18 protein-coding genes and 1 CRISPR repeat array are annotated in these 19976 nt (G+C 64.8%); of the genes, 16 read left to right on the top strand and 2 right to left on the bottom strand.

All coding sequences use genetic code 11. The features are described 5' to 3' along the window. The first annotated feature begins 1 nt into the window (after position 1). From SRAA_RS06040 to SRAA_RS05965, 16 genes are all read left to right on the top strand, one after another. Positions 2 to 796, top strand: coding sequence for a TSUP family transporter (locus tag SRAA_RS06040; protein ID WP_045531469.1), 795 nt, complete (start codon positions 2 to 4; stop codon positions 794 to 796). Positions 797 to 988: 192 nt separating this feature from the next. After that, on the top strand, positions 989 to 1993 hold the full coding sequence (locus tag SRAA_RS06035) for a helix-turn-helix transcriptional regulator (protein WP_045531468.1): 1005 nt from the start codon (positions 989 to 991) through the stop codon (positions 1991 to 1993). A 10-nt stretch (positions 1994 to 2003) separates the two neighbouring features. Beyond that, positions 2004 to 4655, top strand: coding sequence for a CRISPR-associated helicase/endonuclease Cas3 (gene cas3, locus SRAA_RS06030; RefSeq protein ID WP_045531467.1), 2652 nt, complete (start codon positions 2004 to 2006; stop codon positions 4653 to 4655). Then, positions 4642 to 6156: a type I-E CRISPR-associated protein Cse1/CasA gene (gene casA / locus SRAA_RS06025; RefSeq protein WP_045531465.1), complete on the top strand. Its 1515-nt coding sequence runs from the start codon at positions 4642 to 4644 to the stop codon at positions 6154 to 6156. The genes cas3 and casA overlap by 14 nt, the downstream gene beginning before the upstream one ends. Beyond that, on the top strand, positions 6153 to 6611 hold the full coding sequence (gene casB / locus SRAA_RS06020) for a type I-E CRISPR-associated protein Cse2/CasB (protein WP_045531464.1): 459 nt from the start codon (positions 6153 to 6155) through the stop codon (positions 6609 to 6611). The genes casA and casB overlap by 4 nt, the downstream gene beginning before the upstream one ends. Continuing rightward, the gene (cas7e, locus tag SRAA_RS06015; RefSeq protein ID WP_045531463.1) at positions 6608 to 7735 is read left to right on the top strand and encodes a type I-E CRISPR-associated protein Cas7/Cse4/CasC; all 1128 of its coding nucleotides are present in this window, start codon (positions 6608 to 6610) and stop codon (positions 7733 to 7735) included. The genes casB and cas7e overlap by 4 nt, the downstream gene beginning before the upstream one ends. A 4-nt stretch (positions 7736 to 7739) precedes the next feature. Then, positions 7740 to 8420 (top strand): type I-E CRISPR-associated protein Cas5/CasD, encoded by a 681-nt coding sequence (gene cas5e, locus SRAA_RS06010; protein WP_045531462.1) that lies wholly within the window; start codon positions 7740 to 7742, stop codon positions 8418 to 8420. Beyond that, positions 8411 to 9037 (top strand): type I-E CRISPR-associated protein Cas6/Cse3/CasE, encoded by a 627-nt coding sequence (gene cas6e, locus SRAA_RS06005; protein ID WP_045531461.1) that lies wholly within the window; start codon positions 8411 to 8413, stop codon positions 9035 to 9037. The genes cas5e and cas6e overlap by 10 nt, the downstream gene beginning before the upstream one ends. A 35-nt stretch (positions 9038 to 9072) precedes the next feature. After that, positions 9073 to 9312, top strand: coding sequence for a DUF433 domain-containing protein (locus tag SRAA_RS06000; RefSeq protein WP_045531459.1), 240 nt, complete (start codon positions 9073 to 9075; stop codon positions 9310 to 9312). Beyond that, positions 9309 to 9677, top strand: a complete 369-nt coding sequence (locus tag SRAA_RS05995) for a DUF5615 family PIN-like protein (RefSeq protein ID WP_052467506.1) — start codon at positions 9309 to 9311, stop codon at positions 9675 to 9677. The genes SRAA_RS06000 and SRAA_RS05995 overlap by 4 nt, the downstream gene beginning before the upstream one ends. Continuing rightward, positions 9677 to 10597 (top strand): type I-E CRISPR-associated endonuclease Cas1e, encoded by a 921-nt coding sequence (cas1e, locus tag SRAA_RS05990; RefSeq protein ID WP_197538522.1) that lies wholly within the window; start codon positions 9677 to 9679, stop codon positions 10595 to 10597. The genes SRAA_RS05995 and cas1e overlap by 1 nt, the downstream gene beginning before the upstream one ends. After that, positions 10578 to 10874: a type I-E CRISPR-associated endoribonuclease Cas2e gene (cas2e, locus tag SRAA_RS05985; protein ID WP_045531457.1), complete on the top strand. Its 297-nt coding sequence runs from the start codon at positions 10578 to 10580 to the stop codon at positions 10872 to 10874. Before cas1e ends, cas2e begins: the two co-directional genes overlap by 20 nt. A 178-nt stretch (positions 10875 to 11052) precedes the next feature. Further along, a CRISPR array of direct repeats spans positions 11053 to 15423; the repeat unit is 29 nt; unit sequence GTGTTCCCCGCTCGCGCGGGGATGAACCG. A gap of 191 nt (positions 15424 to 15614) precedes the next feature. After that, positions 15615 to 16343, top strand: coding sequence for a DNA methyltransferase (locus tag SRAA_RS05980; protein ID WP_045531456.1), 729 nt, complete (start codon positions 15615 to 15617; stop codon positions 16341 to 16343). Next, positions 16340 to 16804, top strand: coding sequence for a phage virion morphogenesis protein (locus tag SRAA_RS05975; RefSeq protein WP_045531455.1), 465 nt, complete (start codon positions 16340 to 16342; stop codon positions 16802 to 16804). Before SRAA_RS05980 ends, SRAA_RS05975 begins: the two co-directional genes overlap by 4 nt. A 203-nt stretch (positions 16805 to 17007) precedes the next feature. Further along, complete coding sequence (locus SRAA_RS05970) at positions 17008 to 17292, top strand: phage protease (protein ID WP_045531454.1); 285 nt, start codon at positions 17008 to 17010, stop codon at positions 17290 to 17292. A 110-nt stretch (positions 17293 to 17402) separates the two neighbouring features. Next, positions 17403 to 18338, top strand: coding sequence for an LD-carboxypeptidase (locus tag SRAA_RS05965; RefSeq protein WP_045531453.1), 936 nt, complete (start codon positions 17403 to 17405; stop codon positions 18336 to 18338). A gap of 94 nt (positions 18339 to 18432) precedes the next feature. Here the strand turns inward: SRAA_RS05965 and SRAA_RS05960 are convergent, their stop codons facing one another. Beyond that, positions 18433 to 19554 carry an NAD(P)/FAD-dependent oxidoreductase gene (locus tag SRAA_RS05960; RefSeq protein ID WP_045531452.1) on the bottom strand — a complete coding sequence of 374 codons (1122 nt, stop codon included), beginning with the start codon at positions 19552 to 19554 and terminating at the stop codon, positions 18433 to 18435. A 41-nt stretch (positions 19555 to 19595) separates the two neighbouring features. After that, the gene (gene fdxA / locus SRAA_RS05955; RefSeq protein ID WP_045531451.1) at positions 19596 to 19925 is read right to left on the bottom strand and encodes a ferredoxin FdxA; all 330 of its coding nucleotides are present in this window, start codon (positions 19923 to 19925) and stop codon (positions 19596 to 19598) included. Positions 19926 to 19976: the final 51 nt, after the last annotated feature.

Below are 19976 nucleotides of genomic sequence, written 5' to 3'. Positions count from 1 at the left end.
CATGGAGTTCGGCTCGTGGGTTCCGTTGGCGCTCATTGGCTTGGCGGCGCTGCTGGCGGCGGGGATGAGCTTTTTTTCTGGCTTCGGGCTGGGCACGCTGTTGCTGCCGGTGTTCGCCCTGTTCTTTCCGGTGCCGCTGGCGATAGCGGCCACCGCGATGGTGCATTTGGCCAACAACCTGTTCAAGTTTGGCCTCATGCAGCGCCACGCCAACTGGCCGCTGGTGTGGCGCTTTGGCCTGCCCGCTGCAGGCGCGGCCTTGCTCGGGGCCAGCCTGATGGTTTGGCTCGATGCGTTGCCGGTGTTGGCACGCTACACCCTGGTCGGGATGCAGATGGAGATCACCCCGATCCAGTTCGTGATCGGGGCCTTGATCGTAGCCTTTGCCCTGCTGGAGTTTTGGCCACGCTTCCAGCATATGTCTTTTGCCCCGCGCTGGATGCCGCTGGGCGGCGTGCTGTCGGGCTTTTTGGGTGGACTCTCGGGCAATCAAGGGGCTTTGCGCACGGCTTTTTTGCTCAAGGCGGGCTTGTCCAAAGAGGCTTTCCTGGCCACCGGAATCGTTGCGGCGGTGCTGGTGGATCTGTCGCGCCTGCTGGTCTATGGCCTGGGGCCGCTCAGCACGCACTGGGCCGCCAGCGACGACTGGTTGGCCCCGGTGGCGGTGCTGTGCGCCTTCTTGGGCTCCTTCCTGGGCCAGCGGCTGCTGCCCAAAGTCACGCTGGACAGCGTGCGCGTGGGTGTGGCCGCCCTGATGCTGCTGATCGGCTTGGGTTTGATGGTCGGGCTGATTTAGCGCTTAGGGAACATCTGCAAATCCCCCACCCCACAGTCAACACCGCCTGAACTCCGCATCATGAAATCCCCAGGCTGTTAGCCAGCCGGGCATTTGCGGCCGCCCACCCGTTTGCGAATGCACGGATACACTGCCCGCATAACGATAACAACACATCGCGCGGTGAAAAGAACGAATCAAACCGCACCGAAATTGAGCAAACTCGACGAACTCTACCGACTTCACCGCCTGCTCGACGGGCGACGCACCGGCATCGCGCGCGCCGACCTGATCGGTGCGCATGATTTCGCGCGTGCCACCCTTTCCAGACTGATCGCCGACCTGCGCAACAAACTCAACGCCCCGCTCATCCACGACAAGGATCGCGGCGGCTACCGTTACGACACAGCCGACGGCCGCTTCGCCCTTCCCGGCCTGTGGTTCACCGCCGACGAACTGCTCGCCCTGGTCACCCTGAAACACCTGCTCAGCAATCTGGAGCCCGGCCTGCTCGAAGACCACCTGCGCCCCCTGCAAACCCGCATCGACCAGCTGCTTGCCAGCCGTCACCTCAGCTTGGGCGAAGCCGGCCGCATCCGCCTGCTGGCCATGGCTGCGCGGCATAAAAACCCACGTCACTTTCAGATCGTCGCAGGCGCCGTCCTGCAGCGCCATCGGCTCCGCATCGACTATTACAACCGCGAACGAGACGAATCCACGGCGCGCGAAATCTCTCCGCAGCGGCTCGCCCACTACCGCAACAACTGGTATCTCGACGCCTGGTGCCACGACAAAAAAAGCCTGCGCAGCTTCGCCGTCGAATGCATCCGCGAAGTCGAGCCACTCACCAAACCTGCCAAGACCGTCGCCGAATCCACGCTCAACCGCGAACTCGGCAGCAGCTACGGCATCTTTTCCGGGAAACCCCGCGCTGTGGCCGTCCTCGTCTTCACAGCCAAACGCGCCCGCTGGGTGGCCGAAGAAATCTGGCACCCCGAGCAACAGAGCCGCTGGTTGGCGGATGGCCGGTACGAACTGCGCGTGCCGTATTCCGACGACCGCGAGTTGCTGATGGATGTTTTGAAATACGGCGCGGAGGTGGAAGTGGTCGCGCCAGACGAATTTCGCGAAGTCGTTAAAAATGCGCTTGATGCGGCGGCAAGCCAGTATTGGCGCGGAAAATCCAAAGGCTCAGGTTTTGAGCCTGGGGGCGAGTAGGATTTCCGACATGAACCCGTCACCCGAATTCATCGCGCATTATTGGGGCAAGGCCGATCCCAACCATTCGGACACGCAGACATGGCATCCACTGGCGTATCACATGCTCGATGTGGCAGCGGTCGCCGCCGCCTGGTGGGATGTCTGCCCCGCGTTGCGCGGGAGGTTTATCGCAGCGCTTCCGAAAACGTCGGAAAATCACTTGCGTGCTTGGGTGACATTTTTTGTCTCCCTGCACGATCTGGGCAAGGCCGATATTCGCTTCCAGCTCAAAGCGCCGGACGCGCTGGCGGCGGCATGGCGCATGATTGCGAAGGGCACGGACCACGAAATTCCACCACAGGAAATCAGCACCTTCGACCACGGCCATGCCGGGATCGCGTGGGCGGCTACAGAGTACGAAACTTGGCTGGGTGCGCGCGACGCCGATCGTGCCATCTGGTCGGGCTGGGATAACTGGCTGGCTGCCGTGACCGGACACCACGGCGATTTCCCCAAGCCTCATTTCGAAGGCTTGGCCGCACTGGAGGCCGATCCTGCCCTGATCAAGCATGACCGCGACGCCCGCCGCACTCTCGTCACAGCGTTTGCAAGCCTGTTTCTCCAGCCCGCCGGACTCAGCCTGCAAGACCGGCCACCAACTTGCTCTTTGCCAGCCCGCGCGCTGCTTGCGGGGTTTTGCGCGAGTTGCGACTGGCTGGGGTCGAATACCGGCGAGTTTAACTATCGCGCACCCGGCCCGGCACTGGCGGACTACCTGTGCGAACGGCTCGACCACATTAAGTCAACCCGGATGCTCACGCGCTACGGCCTGCTCGCCCCCGCGCAGGACTACGCCGGTCTGCCCGCGCTGCTCGGCTGTGGCGAAGCACCGCGCGGCGTGCAGACGCTGATCGACACCTTGCCCACCGCGCCCGGCCTGACCCTGATCGAAGCGCCGACTGGCAGCGGCAAGACCGAAGCTGCGCTGGCCCACGCTTGGCGTTTGCTCACTGCGGGCGAGGCCGACAGCATCGTCTTCGCGCTGCCCACGCAGGCTACGGCCAACGCCATGTTCCAACGTGTGGAAGCCTTCGCCGCGAAAGCCTACGGCCAGGCCAACGTCGTCCTCGCCCACGGCAAGCGCGATTTCAACGCCGGTTTTCAGCAGCTTGTCGAGCGCGGCCAGCGCCGCACCCGGCAAGGCGACGAAGAAGCCAGCGTGCAATGCGCCGCTTGGCTCGCCAGCAGCCGCAAGCGGGTGTTTCTCGGGCAAATCGGCGTCTGCACCGTCGATCAGGTCTTGCTCTCGGTGCTGCCGGTGCGGCACAAGTTCGTGCGCGGATTCGGGCTCAACAAATCCGTGCTCATCGTCGACGAAGTCCACGCCTACGACGCCTACATGTACGGCCTGCTCGGCGAAGTGCTGAAAAACCAGCACGCCTGCGGCGGCAGCGCCATCCTGCTCTCGGCCACACTCTCTGCCCCGCTGCGCAGCAAGTTGCTCGCCGCCTGGGAATCGCACACCGCCAGCGAAACGCCGGACGCACCCTATCCAGCGCTCTGGCACGCCATGGGCGGTGCGGTAACGCCGCTGACCGTGGCAGACGAACACCGCCCGCCGCGCCGCGAAGTCGGCATCGAATGCATGCGGCTGGCTGGCGCCTTCCCTGACGGCGACTTGCGCACGCGCATAGCCGAGGCCGCCAAGCACGGCGCGCTAGTCGCCATCGTCGTCAATCTGGTCGATGATGCCCAGCGGCTGGCGCGCGCACTGCGCGAACTCGTCAGCGACAGCCCCGAAATCGAAGTGGACATCTTCCACGCCCGTTACCGCTTCGCCGACCGCCAGGACAAGGAAGCCGCCACACTCAAACACTACGGACGTCACGCCCTGCGCACGACTGGCCGGATTCTGGTCGCCACCCAGGTCGTCGAGCAAAGCCTCGACCTCGATTTCGACTGGCTGATTACCCAGATATGTCCGGTGGATTTGCTGTTCCAGCGTCTCGGTCGACTGCACCGCCACCAACGCGAGCAACGCCCGCCGGGTTTCGATACCCCGCGCTGCACTGTGCTGACGGTCGAGCGTGACGACTACGGCGTGTTCGAACTGATCTACGGCAACGCCCGCGTGCTGTGGCGCACCGATGTGCTGCTGAACCGCTCAGACAAGCTGGTTTTTCCCGAAGCGTATCGCGATGGAATCGAACGGGTGTATCAGCACGACGACTGGGACGATGAACCAGAGAGAATCGCCTGCGATTTCAACAAGTTCAGCGCGGAACAACGGCGCCGCGAAAAGGACGCCCAACAACTGACCAGCATGACGGTCAGCAGCTTCCGCGACGAAGACGGGCGCATCACCAGCCTGACCCGAGACGGCGAAATGAGCCTGAGCGTGTTGCCGTTGACTACCGCCGGCTGCCTGCTCGATGGTCAGCGTATCAAAGCCATCGCCGAACGCGATCTGGCCGAACAACTCAACCTCAACATCGTGCCTTGCCCGGCGAGCTGGGCAAAGCGCCTGCACGATTGCCACAAAGAAGCTGACGGCTTGCTGGCGGGTCTGTGGCAACTCGTCACAGACGAGGCCGCGCCCGGCATGTGGCAAAGTAGCGACGGTCAATTTACTTATTCGCAAGATTTCGGGCTGGAGAAACGCCACCATGAACCTGCTTGATGACCCGTGGATTCCCGTGCGCGCCGACCACGGCGCAGGCGCGTTCCAGCTTCTGACTTACCGCGCTCTGCTGTGCGAGACGAGTGAGAACTGGCAGATCAGCCTGCCGCGCGACGACCTGGAACTGGCCTGCCTGCAACTGCTGGTGTGCATGACGCAGGTGATGTTCCTGCCGGACAACGATGCCGCATTGCGTCAGCGGCTGTCCGCGCCGCTCACGCCAGCCGAGTTCGATGCCGCTATTGCGCCCTGTCTCGACTGGTTTGATCTTGACCATCCCACCCAGCCTTTCATGCAGGCGCGCGGCGTCAAGGCAGCGGAGCCGACGCCAATCCAGAAGCTGCTGATCGGCTTGCCGGAAGGCAACAACCACACGTTTTTCAACGAAGCGGGCGAAGTCCGGCACCTCAGCGGGCCGGTCGCGGCAATTGCCTTGTTCAATCAGGCGAGCAACTGCCCCAGCTTCGGCGGCGGATTTAAGGGCAGCCTGCGCGGCGGTGCCCCGATCACCACGCTGGTGTTCGACCGCGACCTGTGCCACATGGTCTGGCGCAATGTGCTGACGCGCCCGCGCGTGGAAGAACGCCAGATCGCAGTGCCCGGCCTAGCGCAGGATCAGCCAACTTGGGTTTCTCCCATCGCCGAGAAATCGGCCATGCACTGGAACCAGATCGGCCTGATGCGTGGTTTGTTCTGGCAGCCCGCGCGCGTCGAGCTGGTCAAGGTCGATGGCGCTCGCTCGTGCGACGTACTGGGTGGCGAGGCGACGGCGGGCTACAGCGGGTTTCACAAGGAGAAATTCAATTTCACGGTCGAAGGCGTGTGGCCGCACCCGCACGGCGCGATGACCATGAGCCTAAAAAAAGGCGAGCTGGAACAACGTTTCGCCAGCTTCACCACCACCGCGCCGGCTTGGACGCATTTGAGCGAGTTCGTCATCCCGCGCAGTTTGAATGACAAGGACGCCAAGGAAGGCTCTACGCCTGCTGGACCGATCAGCCAGTTCCATGCGACAACCATCGACGAACCATTGAACATTCTTGTCGGCGGCTACCGCACGAATCAGGCTTCGGTGCTCGAACGCCGACACGAATTGATCGGGCTCGCGCCAGGCTGGGGAATGGAAAAGCGACTCTTCACACTCGTCGGGATCGGCAAGGACGCCAAAAAAGCCCTGCGCGGCAAGCTCTATTTTGCCGTGCAGGGGAACAAGGACAAGGGCTTGAAAGGCTTGGGTGCAACTGTGCATGAAACCGCCGAAAAGCTGTTCTACGCGCGCACCGAAAGCCTCATCCACCAGACCTTTTCCAGCGACGCAACGTTCAAAGAATGGGGCGAAGCACGCCGCCACTACGCGCAGCAGATTGCCGACCACTGCCGCGCTATTTTTGAAGAACTGACCGATCCTTATGCCTTGAAACCCGAGCTGATCCCGGTCATCGCCTGGTCGCGCCGCGCGCTCAACATCGATCTGAAAAAACTGACGGAGGAAACTGCATGAGTGTCGAACTGCCTGATTTCGTCGCGCTGCGGGCGCGCTTTGAGAGCGAGGCGTTTTCGAACGGTGCGCGTGCCGAACTGCGGCGCTTGCCGGATATGGAATCCGTCGCGCTGTGTCCCGCCCTGTACCGCCTGTTTCCCGGCCAGAAGCCGGACGACCGCCACCTGCGGCTCGCGTTTCTGTTGCCGTGTTGCAAGCACGACGCCAAAGCCAAGTCGCTGGGCACACAGCTTGCCAAGGCCAAAGTGAGTGAAGCGCGCGTGTTGCAGGTCGCGCGGGCGCATTCGCCGCTGGATCTGATTCAACTGCGCCGCTTGCTGACGCACGCCGAACCCGCCGTGAACTGGGCGGAGTTTGGAAAAACGCTCTGGTACTGGGGCGATCGCGCCCGTCGCCAGCTCGTCGAAGACTATTACCTTGCCCAATTCCCACTCGCCAAAGGAGCCCAACAATGACCACCAAGAACTTCATCAATTTTCACGTCCTGATTTCGCACAGCCCGTCGTGTCTGAACCGCGACGACATGAACATGCAGAAAACGGCGGTGTTCGGCGGCGTCAACCGGGTGCGGGTGTCGAGCCAGTCGCTCAAGCGCGCCATGCGCACCAGCGCATATTACGGTCGGCATCTCGGCGAGCCGTCGGTGCGCACGCGCAACCTGCCCCGGCTTCAGGCGCGCTTTACCGAGGCGCTGAAAGATCGCTACGACGCGGCGCGCGTAGCGCAAACGCTGGAATGGATGTCAGGCAAGGAGGGCATTGCCGGGGGTACGGGCAGCGATGCGGTCGCACCCTGGACGCTGGAAGAAGTCGCGCATTACTGCAAGTTGCTGGGTGAAGAAGGGCAAGACCTCAAAAAGCTGGAAAAGCAGATCGAAAAAGACGCCAGGTCTTTCCGTGCCGCGATGGCGCAGGCGGTGGACATTGCCTTGTCTGGGCGGATGGCGACTAGCGGGCTGATGAGCAACCTGCCGGTGGACGGCGCAATGGCCATCGCCCACGCCATCACCACCCACGCGGTCGAGCCGCAGGACGTGGACTGGTTCACCGCCGTGGATGACCTGACTCAGGACGCGGGCGAAACCGGCGCGGGCCACCTCGATACCCAGCAGTTTTCGTCCGGCGTGTTCTACCGCTATGCCAGCCTCAACCTCAAACAATTGCAAGTCAATCTGGGTCTGATCGCCGACATGAAGAGCGAGGAAACCGCCGAATCGCGCGCGCAGGCGCTGGCTGTCGCCCGCCATGTGCTGCACTTGCTGGCGACCGTGGTGCCTTCGGCCAAGCAGCAGTCGTTCGCTGCGCACAACCTAGCCGACTTTGCCGTGGCGAGCTTTGCCGATCAGCCGATTTCACTCGCCAATGCGTTTGAAGAACCGATCAAGCGCGACCGCAACGGCGGCTTCCTAAAACCTTCGATTGCGGCGCTGGCGGCGTATTGGGCGCGCATCAACGCGGCTTATGGGCTGGACGAAAACGCGCGCGCGTTCGCCGTCCAGGGCGACGTGGAATTGAACGGAAAACCTGCCGCCACGCTGGCGGAGCTGGAAAGCTGGGTTGCCAGCGGCGGGCAGGGTTGAGGCCATGCCGCGCTATCTGATCCTGCGACTCGACGGGCCGATGCAGGCCTGGGGGACGCACACGTTCGAAGACTTCCGGCCCTCCAACCTCTATCCCACGCGCAGCGGGCTGCTCGGCTTGCTTGCGGCCTGCCTCGGCATCGAGCGCAGCGACCACGCCGGGCAAGCAGCGCTCGCGGCGAGCGTCGAATTCAGTGTGCGCGTCGATACCGCTGTCGGGCGGCTTGATCGCAAACAGCCCGTGAAGAAACCCGGCGTGAAGCTGCCGGATTTCCACACCGTGATGGACGCGCGCAAGGTCGATGGCAAAGCCAACAAATTCCCCGTGGTGTCGCGCCGCGAATACCTGTACGATGCCGCGTTTACTGTGGCCGTCGGAATCAAGCCGGATGCACCGTTTACACAGGACACCCTCGCCGCTGCGCTGCGCCGCCCGCTGTATACGCCGACCCTAGGCCGTCGCGCCTGCCCGCCCGCGCGGCCGGTGTTCGACGGCGAAGCCGAAGCCGCCAACGGCGTCGAAGCATTGCTAAATGCCAGCGGTAACGGAGCGTTGATCTACAGCGAAAGTCTGGAATCCGGCCAGCCCCTGCGTCTGCGCGACGTGCCCCTGCACGGCAACAAGCGCCAGTTCGGCACGCGGCTCGTGTACCTGCATAAAAACAAGGAAGCGCCATGTTCATAAGTCGCGTCGAAATCCCCTGGGAGGCCGCGCGCAACCCCTACGACCTCCACCGGCAACTGTGGCGGTTGTTCCCCGGCGAAGACCGCGAAACACGGGAATGCAGCGAACAGGATAGGCAGGGGTTCTTGTTCCGCATCGAAGACCAGAGCACGGGGCGACCCACCCGGCTACTGGTGCAGTCTCGCCGGACGCCGACACGCGCCGACGGCCTGCTGTTGTTCGGCAGCCGCGAAATCCAGCCAACGCCCAGCACCGGCCAACGTTTGGCCTTTCTGCTTACGGCCAACCCGGTCAAGACCATTACCGACGCCGAGCGTGACGCCAAACCCGGCAAGCAGTCGGAAAAGTGCCGTGTCCCACTCATCAAGGAAGACGATCAACGTAGCTGGCTGGTGCGCAAGTTAGCCTCTGCGGCCACGCTGGAAAGCGCAGACATCCTGCCGCACGCGCCGCTGTATTTCCGCAAAGTCAAACGCGCTGGCAAACTGGTGACGTGTACGTTTGAAGGCGTGTTACGGGTAAACGAACCCAAGTGGCTGGCGCATCTGTTGGAAAACGGCGTCGGCCCCGCCAAGTCCTTCGGCTGCGGTTTGCTGCTGGTGCGCCGCCTGGGTTAAATTTCTGACACTGCACGGTTGAAAAGGAGCGAATCATGGAATGGAGAGACCGCATCGTTTCCGATCCGGAAATTCTGGTGGGCAAGCCGATCATCAAGGGGACGCGCATATCCGTCGAGCTGATCATCGGCTGGCTGGCAAACGGCTGGACGTTTGAGCAACTGCTGGAATCTTACCCACACATAACCCGTGAAGACATTCTGGCGGCGCTGGCTTTTGCGGCCGATATGATGCAGGAGGAGCAATACATCGCCCGCCATAAGGCCGCTGCGTGAAACCGCTGTTGCTGGTTAACGAGAACTTTCCTGCACCAGCGCTCAAGCGCCTGCGGGCTCAGGGTTTCGATGTGGTTGCCGTGACCGAAGACATGCCCGGCGCGTCTGACCGACGGGTACTTGAGCGTGCGCGCGAGCTAGGACGCTGGCTGAGTACGTTCGACCGCGACTATGGTGAACTGGTGTTTTTGCACGATCTGCCGTCGCCGCCCGCGATCATTTACCTGCGGCAGGAGCCCATTCCAGCCGATGCACCCGCCGAATGGTTGGCCAGCCTGATGTCCAACCCCGATCTAAAACCGGGGTTTTTCATCACGCTCGGCAGCAAAACCACCCGACTTCGCCCTTTGCCGAGAGTGGTCTGATGGCCGGTCTGCTCCCCCCACTCAAACCCATCCCGATCAAGGATCGTTTGTCGATTCTCTACATTGAGTACGGCAACCTGGACGTGCTTGACGGCGCGTTTGTCGTGGTCGATAAAACGGGCGTGCGCACGCACATTCCAGTTGGCGGCGTGGTGTGTTTGATGCTGGAACCCGGCACCCGCGTGTCGCACGCGGCTTGTGCATTGTCTGCTCGCGTCGGCACGCTGCTGGTGTGGATCGGCGAAGCGGGCGTGCGGCTGTATTCCGCCGGGCAGCCGGGCGGTGCGCGTTCCGACAAGCTGCTCTATCAGGCGCGGCTTGCGCTCGACGACAGCCTGCGGCTCAAGGTCGTGCGCAAGATGTATGCGCTGCGCTTCGGCGAAGAGCCGCCGCAACGCCGTTCGGTCGAACAACTGCGCGGCATCGAAGGCGCACGCGTGCGCGAGACCTACAAACGCATCGCCGCCAGGTACGGGGTGGAATGGAAAGCGCGCAATTACGACACCAGCGACTGGGACAAAAGCGACCTGCCCAACCGCTGCCTGTCGTCCGCCACCGCCTGCCTCTACGGCGTGACTGAGGCCGCCGTGCTCGCAGCCGGCTATGCGCCCGCGATTGGTTTTATTCACACCGGCAAGCCGTTGTCGTTCGTTTACGACGTGGCCGACGTGTACAAATTCGACACCGTCGTGCCTCTGGCTTTTCGCATTGCCGCCCGTAAGCCGCACAACCCCGAGCAGCAAGTGCGGCTTGCCTGCCGCGACGTGTTCCGCGAATCGAAACTGCTGGAAAAAATCATCCCCGGCATCGAAGACATGCTAGCCGCCGGCGAAATCGAGCCGCCCGAACGCTTCGAAGAACAAGTCGGCCCCGCCATCCCAAACCCGGACTCCATCGGCGATGCTGGTCATCGTGCTTGAAAACGCCCCGCCGAGGCTGCGCGGTCGGCTCGCCATCTGGCTGCTGGAAATCCGTGCCGGGGTATACGTGGGCAATTACTCGGCCAAAGTGCGTGAACACATCTGGGCGCAGGTCGAAGCCGGCCTGGACGAAGGCAACGCCGTCATGGCCTGGCGGGTGAACAACGAAGCCGGGTTCGATTTCGTCACGCTGGGGCAAAACCGGCGAATCCCGGTTGAGCTCGACGGCGCAAAGCTCGTAAGCTTTCTGCCGCTGGACGACAAAAATGCCCGTTGAGCAGACCATGAAAGACTGGTATCACTCACATCCCCCCGCCTGTTGCGCCAAAAACCTTATGATCGTTCGGGCCGTGACATTTGACAACGTGGATAAATCAGCCGCCGAAACGCTCCGAAAAATCGGTAGAATTTCTGGGGGTTGATTTTTATCAGTGAATCAACAGGTTGGAAGAAGTGTGTTCCCCGCTCGCGCGGGGATGAACCGGCATACCCTTTACGCGGCGTCCATGTCCGCAAGTGTTCCCCGCTCGCGCGGGGATGAACCAGCAGGCCCAGGGCTTGCTGGTGCCAAATGAAAGTGTTCCCCGCTCGCGCGGGGATGAACCGCCGTCGGCATTTACTGTGACTGGCTCATCGTTGTGTTCCCCGCTCGCGCGGGGATGAACCGTATTTCCGGGCCTTGGCTTCCGTGGCACCGGAGTGTTCCCCGCTCGCGCGGGGATGAACCAGTCGATGGCCTGCTGATGCGTGACTGCACTAATGTGTTCCCCGCTCGCGCGGGGATGAACCGCACGTGGGCGAGCATTCCGGCGGGGTCTCCGGCGTGTTCCCCGCTCGCGCGGGGATGAACCGCCTTCGGGGCAGTCTCATTTGCTGGCATTGGTGTGTTCCCCGCTCGCGCGGGGATGAACCGACCAATCTGGGTGTCGGGCAAGCTGGGTCACGGTGTTCCCCGCTCGCGCGGGGATGAACCGGCTTCGACCTGCGGCCATAGCCCGGCTTGTATGTGTTCCCCGCTCGCGCGGGGATGAACCGCGCAGTTTGCTCAGCGACTCTGTGGTCACGCCGTGTTCCCCGCTCGCGCGGGGATGAACCGCGTTGGGTTTGTGGTGTTGATGCGCTCAAGCGTGTGTTCCCCGCTCGCGCGGGGATGAACCGCCTGCGCTGAACGTGCCGTTCGCTGGATCGAGGTGTTCCCCGCTCGCGCGGGGATGAACCGGCGACTCTGGTCGAGACCAAAGATGGGCTGGAGTGTTCCCCGCTCGCGCGGGGATGAACCGCGGCTCGACCTGCTGCCACCCCGAGCACCAGCGTGTTCCCCGCTCGCGCGGGGATGAACCGAGGTTGATGTAGCGGTGCGGCACGTCGAATCGTGTGTTCCCCGCTCGCGCGGGGATGAACCGCCGCTGAGCGTCACCATCTACGGCCCCGGCAGGTGTTCCCCGCTCGCGCGGGGATGAACCGGTGTCAGGTTCTACATCCCCCAAGGCGGCATGGTGTTCCCCGCTCGCGCGGGGATGAACCGCGGGTAGTCCTCCGCCCGCCGGGCCAGCTCGTGTGTTCCCCGCTCGCGCGGGGATGAACCGCTTGTAACAATCTGTTACAATTTAGTTTGCTAGTGTTCCCCGCTCGCGCGGGGATGAACCGTCACCGCCCCCATGCTGCGCACCGAAATGTGCGTGTTCCCCGCTCGCGCGGGGATGAACCGTGGGTGCCACAGCTTGCGCCCTCCATGGTATTGTGTTCCCCGCTCGCGCGGGGATGAACCGCATGGAGCGGCTACAGGTCAACCCTGTACGAGGTGTTCCCCGCTCGCGCGGGGATGAACCGCCCGGCCGCCAGATCACCGCAGTCAGCCGCCGGTGTTCCCCGCTCGCGCGGGGATGAACCGCGATCCATTGTAGCCACGGATTTCGTTGTCCAGTGTTCCCCGCTCGCGCGGGGATGAACCGGATCTACTGCGCATCATCCGGCGCGAATACCGGTGTTCCCCGCTCGCGCGGGGATGAACCGGTGATGGCTAAGGGATGGAAGGGCTTTGAGGCGTGTTCCCCGCTCGCGCGGGGATGAACCGCAGCGGCGGCAGGCAGGCCTTCATTTGGCGTTCGTGTTCCCCGCTCGCGCGGGGATGAACCGACCGGCCTCCGAGACTATGCCTGCTGCGCCGACGTGTTCCCCGCTCGCGCGGGGATGAACCGCCGGCCAAGCGCGGCATGGTGTGGGTTTTGGAGTGTTCCCCGCTCGCGCGGGGATGAACCGGCCCTGATCGACGCCCCGGCCGGGGTGACGGTGTGTTCCCCGCTCGCGCGGGGATGAACCGGCTTCAGGGACCGCGCTTACGACGACGGCGTGGTGTTCCCCGCTCGCGCGGGGATGAACCGCCCATCAGGGCACCTTGCGCATCTTCGCCTATGTGTTCCCCGCTCGCGCGGGGATGAACCGCGCGCCGCTTTCGAGCTGGGATCGGACGCCGCGTGTTCCCCGCTCGCGCGGGGATGAACCGGCCGAGGAGCAGGAACTGGCGCTGCTGGCGCTGTGTTCCCCGCTCGCGCGGGGATGAACCGTCACTGCTGGCATCACCACAGCCGGTGCAAACGTGTTCCCCGCTCGCGCGGGGATGAACCGTCACTGCTGGCATCACCACAGCCGGTGCAAACGTGTTCCCCGCTCGCGCGGGGATGAACCGGTCTGCGTGATTGGCACCAGTGGGCCAAACCCGTGTTCCCCGCTCGCGCGGGGATGAACCAGATGACGACCTACTAGGCCTTGTATGTGTCGATCGTGTTCCCCGCTCGCGCGGGGATGAACCGCGGCTCAAAAGGAAGAGCCCGCATGGCGCGGGGTGTTCCCCGCTCGCGCGGGGATGAACCGCCGGCCAAGGTCAAGATCGTGGCCGACGGCCCGTGTTCCCCGCTCGCGCGGGGATGAACCGAATCTACTGCGCATCATCCGGCGCGAATACCGGTGTTCCCCGCTCGCGCGGGGATGAACCGCTGGATGCCAACTGGCGAGCTGCTTGCGGGCTGTGTTCCCCGCTCGCGCGGGGATGAACCGCTTTGCAGCGGGTCTTGACCAAACTCGAACGTGGTGTTCCCCGCTCGCGCGGGGATGAACCCTGCAGCCGCTGGTCGTAGCGGTGCACGCTGCTCGTGTTCCCCGCTCGCGCGGGGATGAACCGCTCAGGGCCAATACCTCAGCGCATGGGCTGTGGTGTTCCCCGCTCGCGCGGGGATGAACCGTTCGCTACGAATAAACTGCGCGCTGATCGCGAGTGTTCCCCGCTCGCGCGGGGATGAACCGCGATGACCGGGGCGGGATTGGATGCCCTGAGTGTGTTCCCCGCTCGCGCGGGGATGAACCGGGTCGTCAGTTGCTGCGACAGCGCGGTGTCAGCGTGTTCCCCGCTCGCGCGGGGATGAACCGGCGCGGTTGACGACTTCGACGTGTTGCGCGATGTGTTCCCCGCTCGCGCGGGGATGAACCGAAGCGGTCGGCATCGACGCAGAGCCCGCGCGGGTGTTCCCCGCTCGCGCGGGGATGAACCGACCATCACGCAAGACCGGGCCGCCGCCGCCCAGTGTTCCCCGCTCGCGCGGGGATGAACCTTCGTTCGCGCCGGTGGCCTGATCGTCGAGGTCGTGTTCCCCGCTCGCGCGGGGATGAACCGCGTACAGCGCACCCGCTTGCAGCCCGACTTGGGTGTTCCCCGCTCGCGCGGGGATGAACCGGCATCCAGAGCGTACCCGAGGCGCTGGCATCTGTGTTCCCCGCTCGCGCGGGGATGAACCGTAACCACGCTCCAAGCCGGGCTGACTGGACTGGTGTTCCCCGCTCGCGCGGGGATGAACCGCCTTCGCAAAACGCCGTCAGCGCCGCGTTCTTGTGTTCCCCGCTCGCGCGGGGATGAACCGCCGTTGGCTGCCGACACGACGTTGGCGTTATCGTGTTCCCCGCTCGCGCGGGGATGAACCGAAATCAGTGGAGCACGTACCCGGCACGCTCAAGTGTTCCCCGCTCGCGCGGGGATGAACCGTCGGTACCTACATTGCTGCACTTGTTCAGCCTGTGTTCCCCGCTCGCGCGGGGATGAACCGGGTGCGCGCCGGTGACGCCAAGCTCGTTGCGCGTGTTCCCCGCTCGCGCGGGGATGAACCCGTTTTGACCGGCTGTTGCGCGCATGGGGTGACGTGTTCCCCGCTCGCGCGGGGATGAACCGCGGCTCGACCTGCTGCCGCAACGCAGCGCTACGTGTTCCCCGCTCGCGCGGGGATGAACCGACGCTGGCCAAAACCCTGGGCATCACCATCCTGTGTTCCCCGCTCGCGCGGGGATGAACCTTAGTGAGGCCTCGATTTCGTCGGGCCGCTTCTGTGTTCCCCGCTCGCGCGGGGATGAACCGCTGATTGCGGCGGTCAACGAGGATGAGCAGCAGTGTTCCCCGCTCGCGCGGGGATGAACCGCCGGAGTAGTCTGCCTCGCCCCCAAATGCAAAGTGTTCCCCGCTCGCGCGGGGATGAACCGTTCCAAGACGCGCAAGGCGTGCGGCTGGGCACGTGTTCCCCGCTCGCGCGGGGATGAACCGCTCTCGAAACTGATGCGCTCGGCGGGCGTAGGGTGTTCCCCGCTCGCGCGGGGATGAACCGTTATTCCAGTTCATCGGTGTACTGCCGGTAAAGTGTTCCCCGCTCGCGCGGGGATGAACCGCTGGAGCGCATGGCCGGCCAAGTGGCGGTTTGGTGTTCCCCGCTCGCGCGGGGATGAACCGCCTTCACGCTGGCGCACCAGCCATAAATGCCTGTGTTCCCCGCTCGCGCGGGGAGAGACCGGCGGCGAGGTGGGTGTGTCCGGGATTCGCGGCCAGATTGGCAAGGGCTACACCCTGATCGATGGGGTGCTCTGATGCGGGGCCGGACTCGAACCGGCATCATTCAAAGCGCCGGAGCGCCTTCGTCGTTTACCCATCACGCTACACCGCAGCAAAGCTTTTTCAGTATAGACCAACGAGGACGAGCAAGCAATGGACTTTGAAAAAACCGAACTGGCCGACGGCCGCGCCGTGCTCTATCGCGGCGACAGCCTAGAGCTGCTGAAGGCTGGTCTGCTGAAATGCGACGCGATTGTGAGCGACCCGCCGTATGGGATCGGGTATCAGCGTGGCGCGGGGGGGGCGGGCGGGATATCCGCGCCTATTTACACCGGCAAGATCATCGGCGACGATCAACCCTTCGACCCGGCGCCCTGGGTCGAGCATGCGAACGGCTCGGCCATCGTGCTCTTTGGTGCCGACCACTACAAGACCCGGCTACCCGATGGCGGCCGATTCATCTGTTGGGACAAGTCCTGCGGGCAAGGCGCGGCGGCCGCGTCCTCTGATGCCGAGTTTGCTTGGACGAACCGGCGCAACGCGCGCAGCATCTATCGCCATTTTTGGACGGGCGCAACGCGGTCTTGCGACGGCTTTGACGCCAAGAGCAAAGCTCGGGCGCACGTCTCGCAAAAGCCGGTGAATCTCATGGCTTGGTGCATCGAGCACGCCCGCATCGGGCTAGACAAGGTGGTGCTGGACCCGTACATGGGCGCTGGCTCCACGGGCGTGGCCGCCCTGCTTTCCGGTCGGGGCGGCAGATGCTTGCGCTGCAGTCTATGTGGATCAGAGGCCGTCCCCCAACCCTACGCCCGTGACGCTTCGTGGTATGAGCACGACGATCGGATGCAACCGGCCTCTAAGCGAGCAATCCTACCATGATCCGCATCGAACTCAATGACCGCGAACTGCGCGCCTCCCTGCGGCGGCTGCAGCAGCGGGTGGGCGACCTGGGGCCCTTCATGCGCGAGGCGGGCGAGCTGCTGAGCCAGTCCACCATCGACCGCTTTGGCCGTGGCGTGGCCCCGGACGGCAGCCGCTGGGCCCCCAACCGCCCCAGCACCCTGGCGCGCAAGCGCGGCAGCAAGCCGCTCATTGGCGAGACGCGCGAGCTGTCGCGCGGCATCGACTACCGCGCGGGCCGCGAGCAGGTGGAGGTAGGCAGCAGCCGCATCTACGCCGCCACGCAGCAGTTCGGGGCCAAGGCCGGGGCCTTTGGGCGCACCCGGCGCGGGCATAAAATACCTTGGGGCGACATTCCGGCGCGGCCATTCTTGGGTGTGTCGGCGGCGGATCGCTCGGCCCTGCTCGACGCGCTGGCCGAACACCTCGGCCCGGCCTAAACGGCCCGCCGGGCAGCGCCCAAAGTGCCGAGCCCTTAAAACGGCCCAGGAGCGCTTTTCGGGTCTGGTGGCTACCTAGCCCCTAGGGGGGTCTTTATTCAACCCCATTCAACGGGTCAAAACGCGCCGCAGGGGCATCGGCAGGGCTGATCTGAAGCGCTTCAAGCTCCACGGCATCGGCAAGGGCCGCCAAACTGTGGCCCATGCTGCACCGAGCCACCCACATCATCACCCTGCTACCCGCTCAAGCGCAGGCCGACGCGAGCCTGCCCGAGTGGGTCGAGATCATCCCGGCGGGGCGCTTCAGCGGCCGCGACGGCCGCGGCCCCTACGAGCTCGATGCCGACGCCGTGCTGGCCGCCTTTGCCGCCGGGGCCATCGACTTGCCAGTGGACTTTGAGCACCAGACGCTGGATGCGGCCGACAAGGCCGGGCCGGTGCCCGTTCCCCGCTCGCGCGGGGATAAAGTCATCAAATGCAGGGGCTGAATTTGGTTGATGGCCCGTTCCCCGCTCGCGCGGGGATGAACCGTGCTGCGGATGTGGCCCCAAGTCCGACAGGCTGCTAGCTGGCACGGCCCAACGCATAATCAACCCCCATGAGCCACCTCTATGTGTATTCCCCCAGCGGGGCCGTGCGCGACCGGCCCGGCTTCAAACGCGCCGTCAAACGCCTGCAGGCCTTGGGCCATGAGGTGGAAATCGACCCCGGCGCGCTGGCCAGCGCGCAGCGCTTTGCCGGCGACGACGCCACCCGTCTGGCCGCCATCGGCCGCGCCGCCGCCAGCCGGGCCGAGGTGTTGCTCACCACCCGCGGCGGCTATGGTCTGACGCGGCTGTTGGCCAACTTACCCTACGCCGCCATCCAAAGCTCGATCGAGCGCGGCAGCGCCTGGGTGGGTTTGAGCGACTTCACGGCCTTGCAACTGGCGGTGCTGGCGCAAACCGGCGGCAGCACCTGGGCCGGACCGGCCCTGCTGGAAGACTGGGCCGCGCCCGATCCGCCAGACGAAATCATGCAAGCCTGCTTCGAGGATTTGTGCGCCGGGGTGGGCGAGGGGGCTGGCTGGCGCTTGCCTGCGGCCGATTTGCGCGCCCACCCCGAGTTGGCCCAAGCCGCCCAAGCCGAGGGCTGGTCGGTCGAGGCCGCTGCGCTGTGGGGGGGCAACCTGTCCGTGCTCAGCAGCCTGGTGGGCACCCCCTACCTGCCCGCCATCGATGGCGGCATCTTGTTCCTTGAGGACGTGGGCGAGCACCCCTACCGCATCGAGCGCATGCTCAGCCAGTTGTTGCACGCCGGGCTGTTGCAGCGCCAACGCGCCATCGTGCTGGGCGCTTTCAACCGCTTCCAATTAACGCCGCACGACCGGGGCTACAAGCTGGACTCCGTGCTGCAATGGCTGCGCAGCCAAGTGAGCGTGCCGGTGCTCACCGGCTTGCCTTTTGGCCACGTGCCAACCAAGGTGCTGCTGCCGCTGGGCCGCCCGGTGCAGTTGCTGGTGCAGGGGCGCGACTGCCTGCTGTTTTGGGGCTGAACGAAATACCCAAAGGGGTCTGAGTGCGTCGTTTGAACACCCGTTCGGCTTGACGCACTGAGCAAGGTGCCTCACCTTGGGCAGGCTGCAAGGACTAGCCAGCCGCAGCCGATGCCCCCGCCACCCCCAGCAACTGCTGCAAGCGCGGGCTGGTGGTGGTGTATTGCAGCAACTGGCGCTGGCCGGGGCGCAGCAGCGCGGCGGCGGCGAAGGCGGCCAAGGTGGCTTCGTGGAAGGCGCAGACGATCAGTTTGCGCTTGCCGGGGTAGTGGTTGATGTCGCCCACGGCAAACAGACCCGGTTCGGCGGTGGCCATGGTGGCGCTGTCCACCGGCAGGTGTTTGCGCTCCAGCGCCAGCCCCCAGTCGGCCAGCGGGCCGAGTTTGGGGCTCAGGCCCAGGCGCGGCAGCAGCCAGTCGCAAGGCAGGGTGGCGTGGCCGTCGCCGGGGGTGGCCAGTTGCAGGGCTTGCAGGGCCGCCGGGTCATTCGCAACCGTGTCAAAGCCCACCGGCTGGCCCAGCACCAGTTGCAGCCTGCCCATAGCCAGCGCCTGCTCCAGCGCGGCTTGCAGCGCGGGTTCGATCTGGAAACGAGGGCTGCGGTGCAGCAGGGTGATGCGGCCGGGTGCGTCTGCGCCCAGGGGCGGCGCCAGCTCCAGTGCCAGCTCCACGGCCGCCGCATCGCCTCCATGCACGATGATGTGCCGCTTGGCCATGGCCTCGGCGGTGTAGGCAGCGGGCAGGCCGTGGTAGCAGACCTGCGGGGCCGGGCCACGCTCGAAGCGCTCCAGGCCCGCCACGGATTCCTTGCGTGGCAAAAACGCCCCCACGCCGGCGGCGATGAACACCAGCGGCGCGATCCACTCCTGCCCGCTATCGCCACTGTCAATGCTGCGCAGGTGCCAGCGCCCGTCGGGCCGGCGTTGCAAGCCGCTCACGAGCTGGCCCAGGTGCAGCGGCGGGTTGAAGGGGCGCAACTGCTGCAGCAGGCGTTCGGTGAGCTCGCGCCCGCTGCACACGGGCAGGCCGGGCAGGTCGTAAATGGGTTTGTCGGGATAGAGCGCGTGGCACTGGCCGCCGGGGGCGGGCAGCACATCGACCAGCTGGCAGGCGATCTCTTGCAGCCCGAGCTGGAAGGCCAGAAACAGGGCCGCCGGCCCGGCGCCGATGATCAGGGCCTCGGTCTCGATGGGCGGCGTTGCGGCGGCGGGGTTCAAGGTGGTGCAGCCCAGGCACCCGGGCGGTGCCCGCAGCGCCCTCAGCGTTTGAGCAGCGGCAGCTTGCCGGGCTGGTCTTTGTGCGCGTCGGCGTCGGGCAGCGGGCCTTTGCGTTTGGTGATGCTTTTCCAGCCCGGCAGCCGCGCCAGTTCGGCGTTGAGTGCGATCATGTGCTGCTGGTCGCTGGGCAGGTCTTCTTCGGCGTAGATGGCGCTCACCGGGCATTCGGGGATGCAGACGGCGCAGTCGATGCACTCGTCGGGGTCGATGGTGAGGAAGTTGGGGCCTTCGCGGAAACAATCCACGGGGCAGACATCGACGCAGTCGGTGTATTTGCAGGCGATGCAGGCTTCGGTAACAACGTGGGTCATGACTCGGTGACTCGGGGGCGCGGGCAAAAAGGGGGAGGGCGAAGAGGCGAT

Source organism: Serpentinimonas raichei, assembly GCF_000828895.1.
Lineage (GTDB): Bacteria > Pseudomonadota > Gammaproteobacteria > Burkholderiales > Burkholderiaceae_C > Serpentinimonas > Serpentinimonas raichei.
The sequence above is the reverse complement of the archived record's forward strand: the minus strand, read 5'-3'. Positions and strand labels throughout refer to the sequence as shown.

Bases quoted from the DNA above. Each gene is read 5' to 3' on its own strand.
- SRAA_RS06040 (WP_045531469.1), top strand. From the start codon at position 2: ATGGAGTTCGGCTCGTGGGTTCCGTTGGCGCTCATTGGCTTGGCGGCG.
- cas3 (WP_045531467.1), top strand. From the start codon at position 2,004: ATGAACCCGTCACCCGAATTCATCGCGCATTATTGGGGCAAGGCCGAT.
- casA (WP_045531465.1), top strand. From the start codon at position 4,642: ATGAACCTGCTTGATGACCCGTGGATTCCCGTGCGCGCCGACCACGGC.
- casB (WP_045531464.1), top strand. From the start codon at position 6,153: ATGAGTGTCGAACTGCCTGATTTCGTCGCGCTGCGGGCGCGCTTTGAG.
- cas7e (WP_045531463.1), top strand. From the start codon at position 6,608: ATGACCACCAAGAACTTCATCAATTTTCACGTCCTGATTTCGCACAGC.
- cas5e (WP_045531462.1), top strand. From the start codon at position 7,740: ATGCCGCGCTATCTGATCCTGCGACTCGACGGGCCGATGCAGGCCTGG.
- cas6e (WP_045531461.1), top strand. From the start codon at position 8,411: ATGTTCATAAGTCGCGTCGAAATCCCCTGGGAGGCCGCGCGCAACCCC.
- SRAA_RS06000 (WP_045531459.1), top strand. From the start codon at position 9,073: ATGGAATGGAGAGACCGCATCGTTTCCGATCCGGAAATTCTGGTGGGC.
- cas1e (WP_197538522.1), top strand. From the start codon at position 9,677: ATGGCCGGTCTGCTCCCCCCACTCAAACCCATCCCGATCAAGGATCGT.
- cas2e (WP_045531457.1), top strand. From the start codon at position 10,578: ATGCTGGTCATCGTGCTTGAAAACGCCCCGCCGAGGCTGCGCGGTCGG.
- SRAA_RS05980 (WP_045531456.1), top strand. From the start codon at position 15,615: ATGGACTTTGAAAAAACCGAACTGGCCGACGGCCGCGCCGTGCTCTAT.
- SRAA_RS05975 (WP_045531455.1), top strand. From the start codon at position 16,340: ATGATCCGCATCGAACTCAATGACCGCGAACTGCGCGCCTCCCTGCGG.
- SRAA_RS05970 (WP_045531454.1), top strand. From the start codon at position 17,008: ATGCTGCACCGAGCCACCCACATCATCACCCTGCTACCCGCTCAAGCG.
- SRAA_RS05965 (WP_045531453.1), top strand. From the start codon at position 17,403: ATGAGCCACCTCTATGTGTATTCCCCCAGCGGGGCCGTGCGCGACCGG.
- fdxA (WP_045531451.1), bottom strand. From the start codon at position 19,925: ATGACCCACGTTGTTACCGAAGCCTGCATCGCCTGCAAATACACCGAC.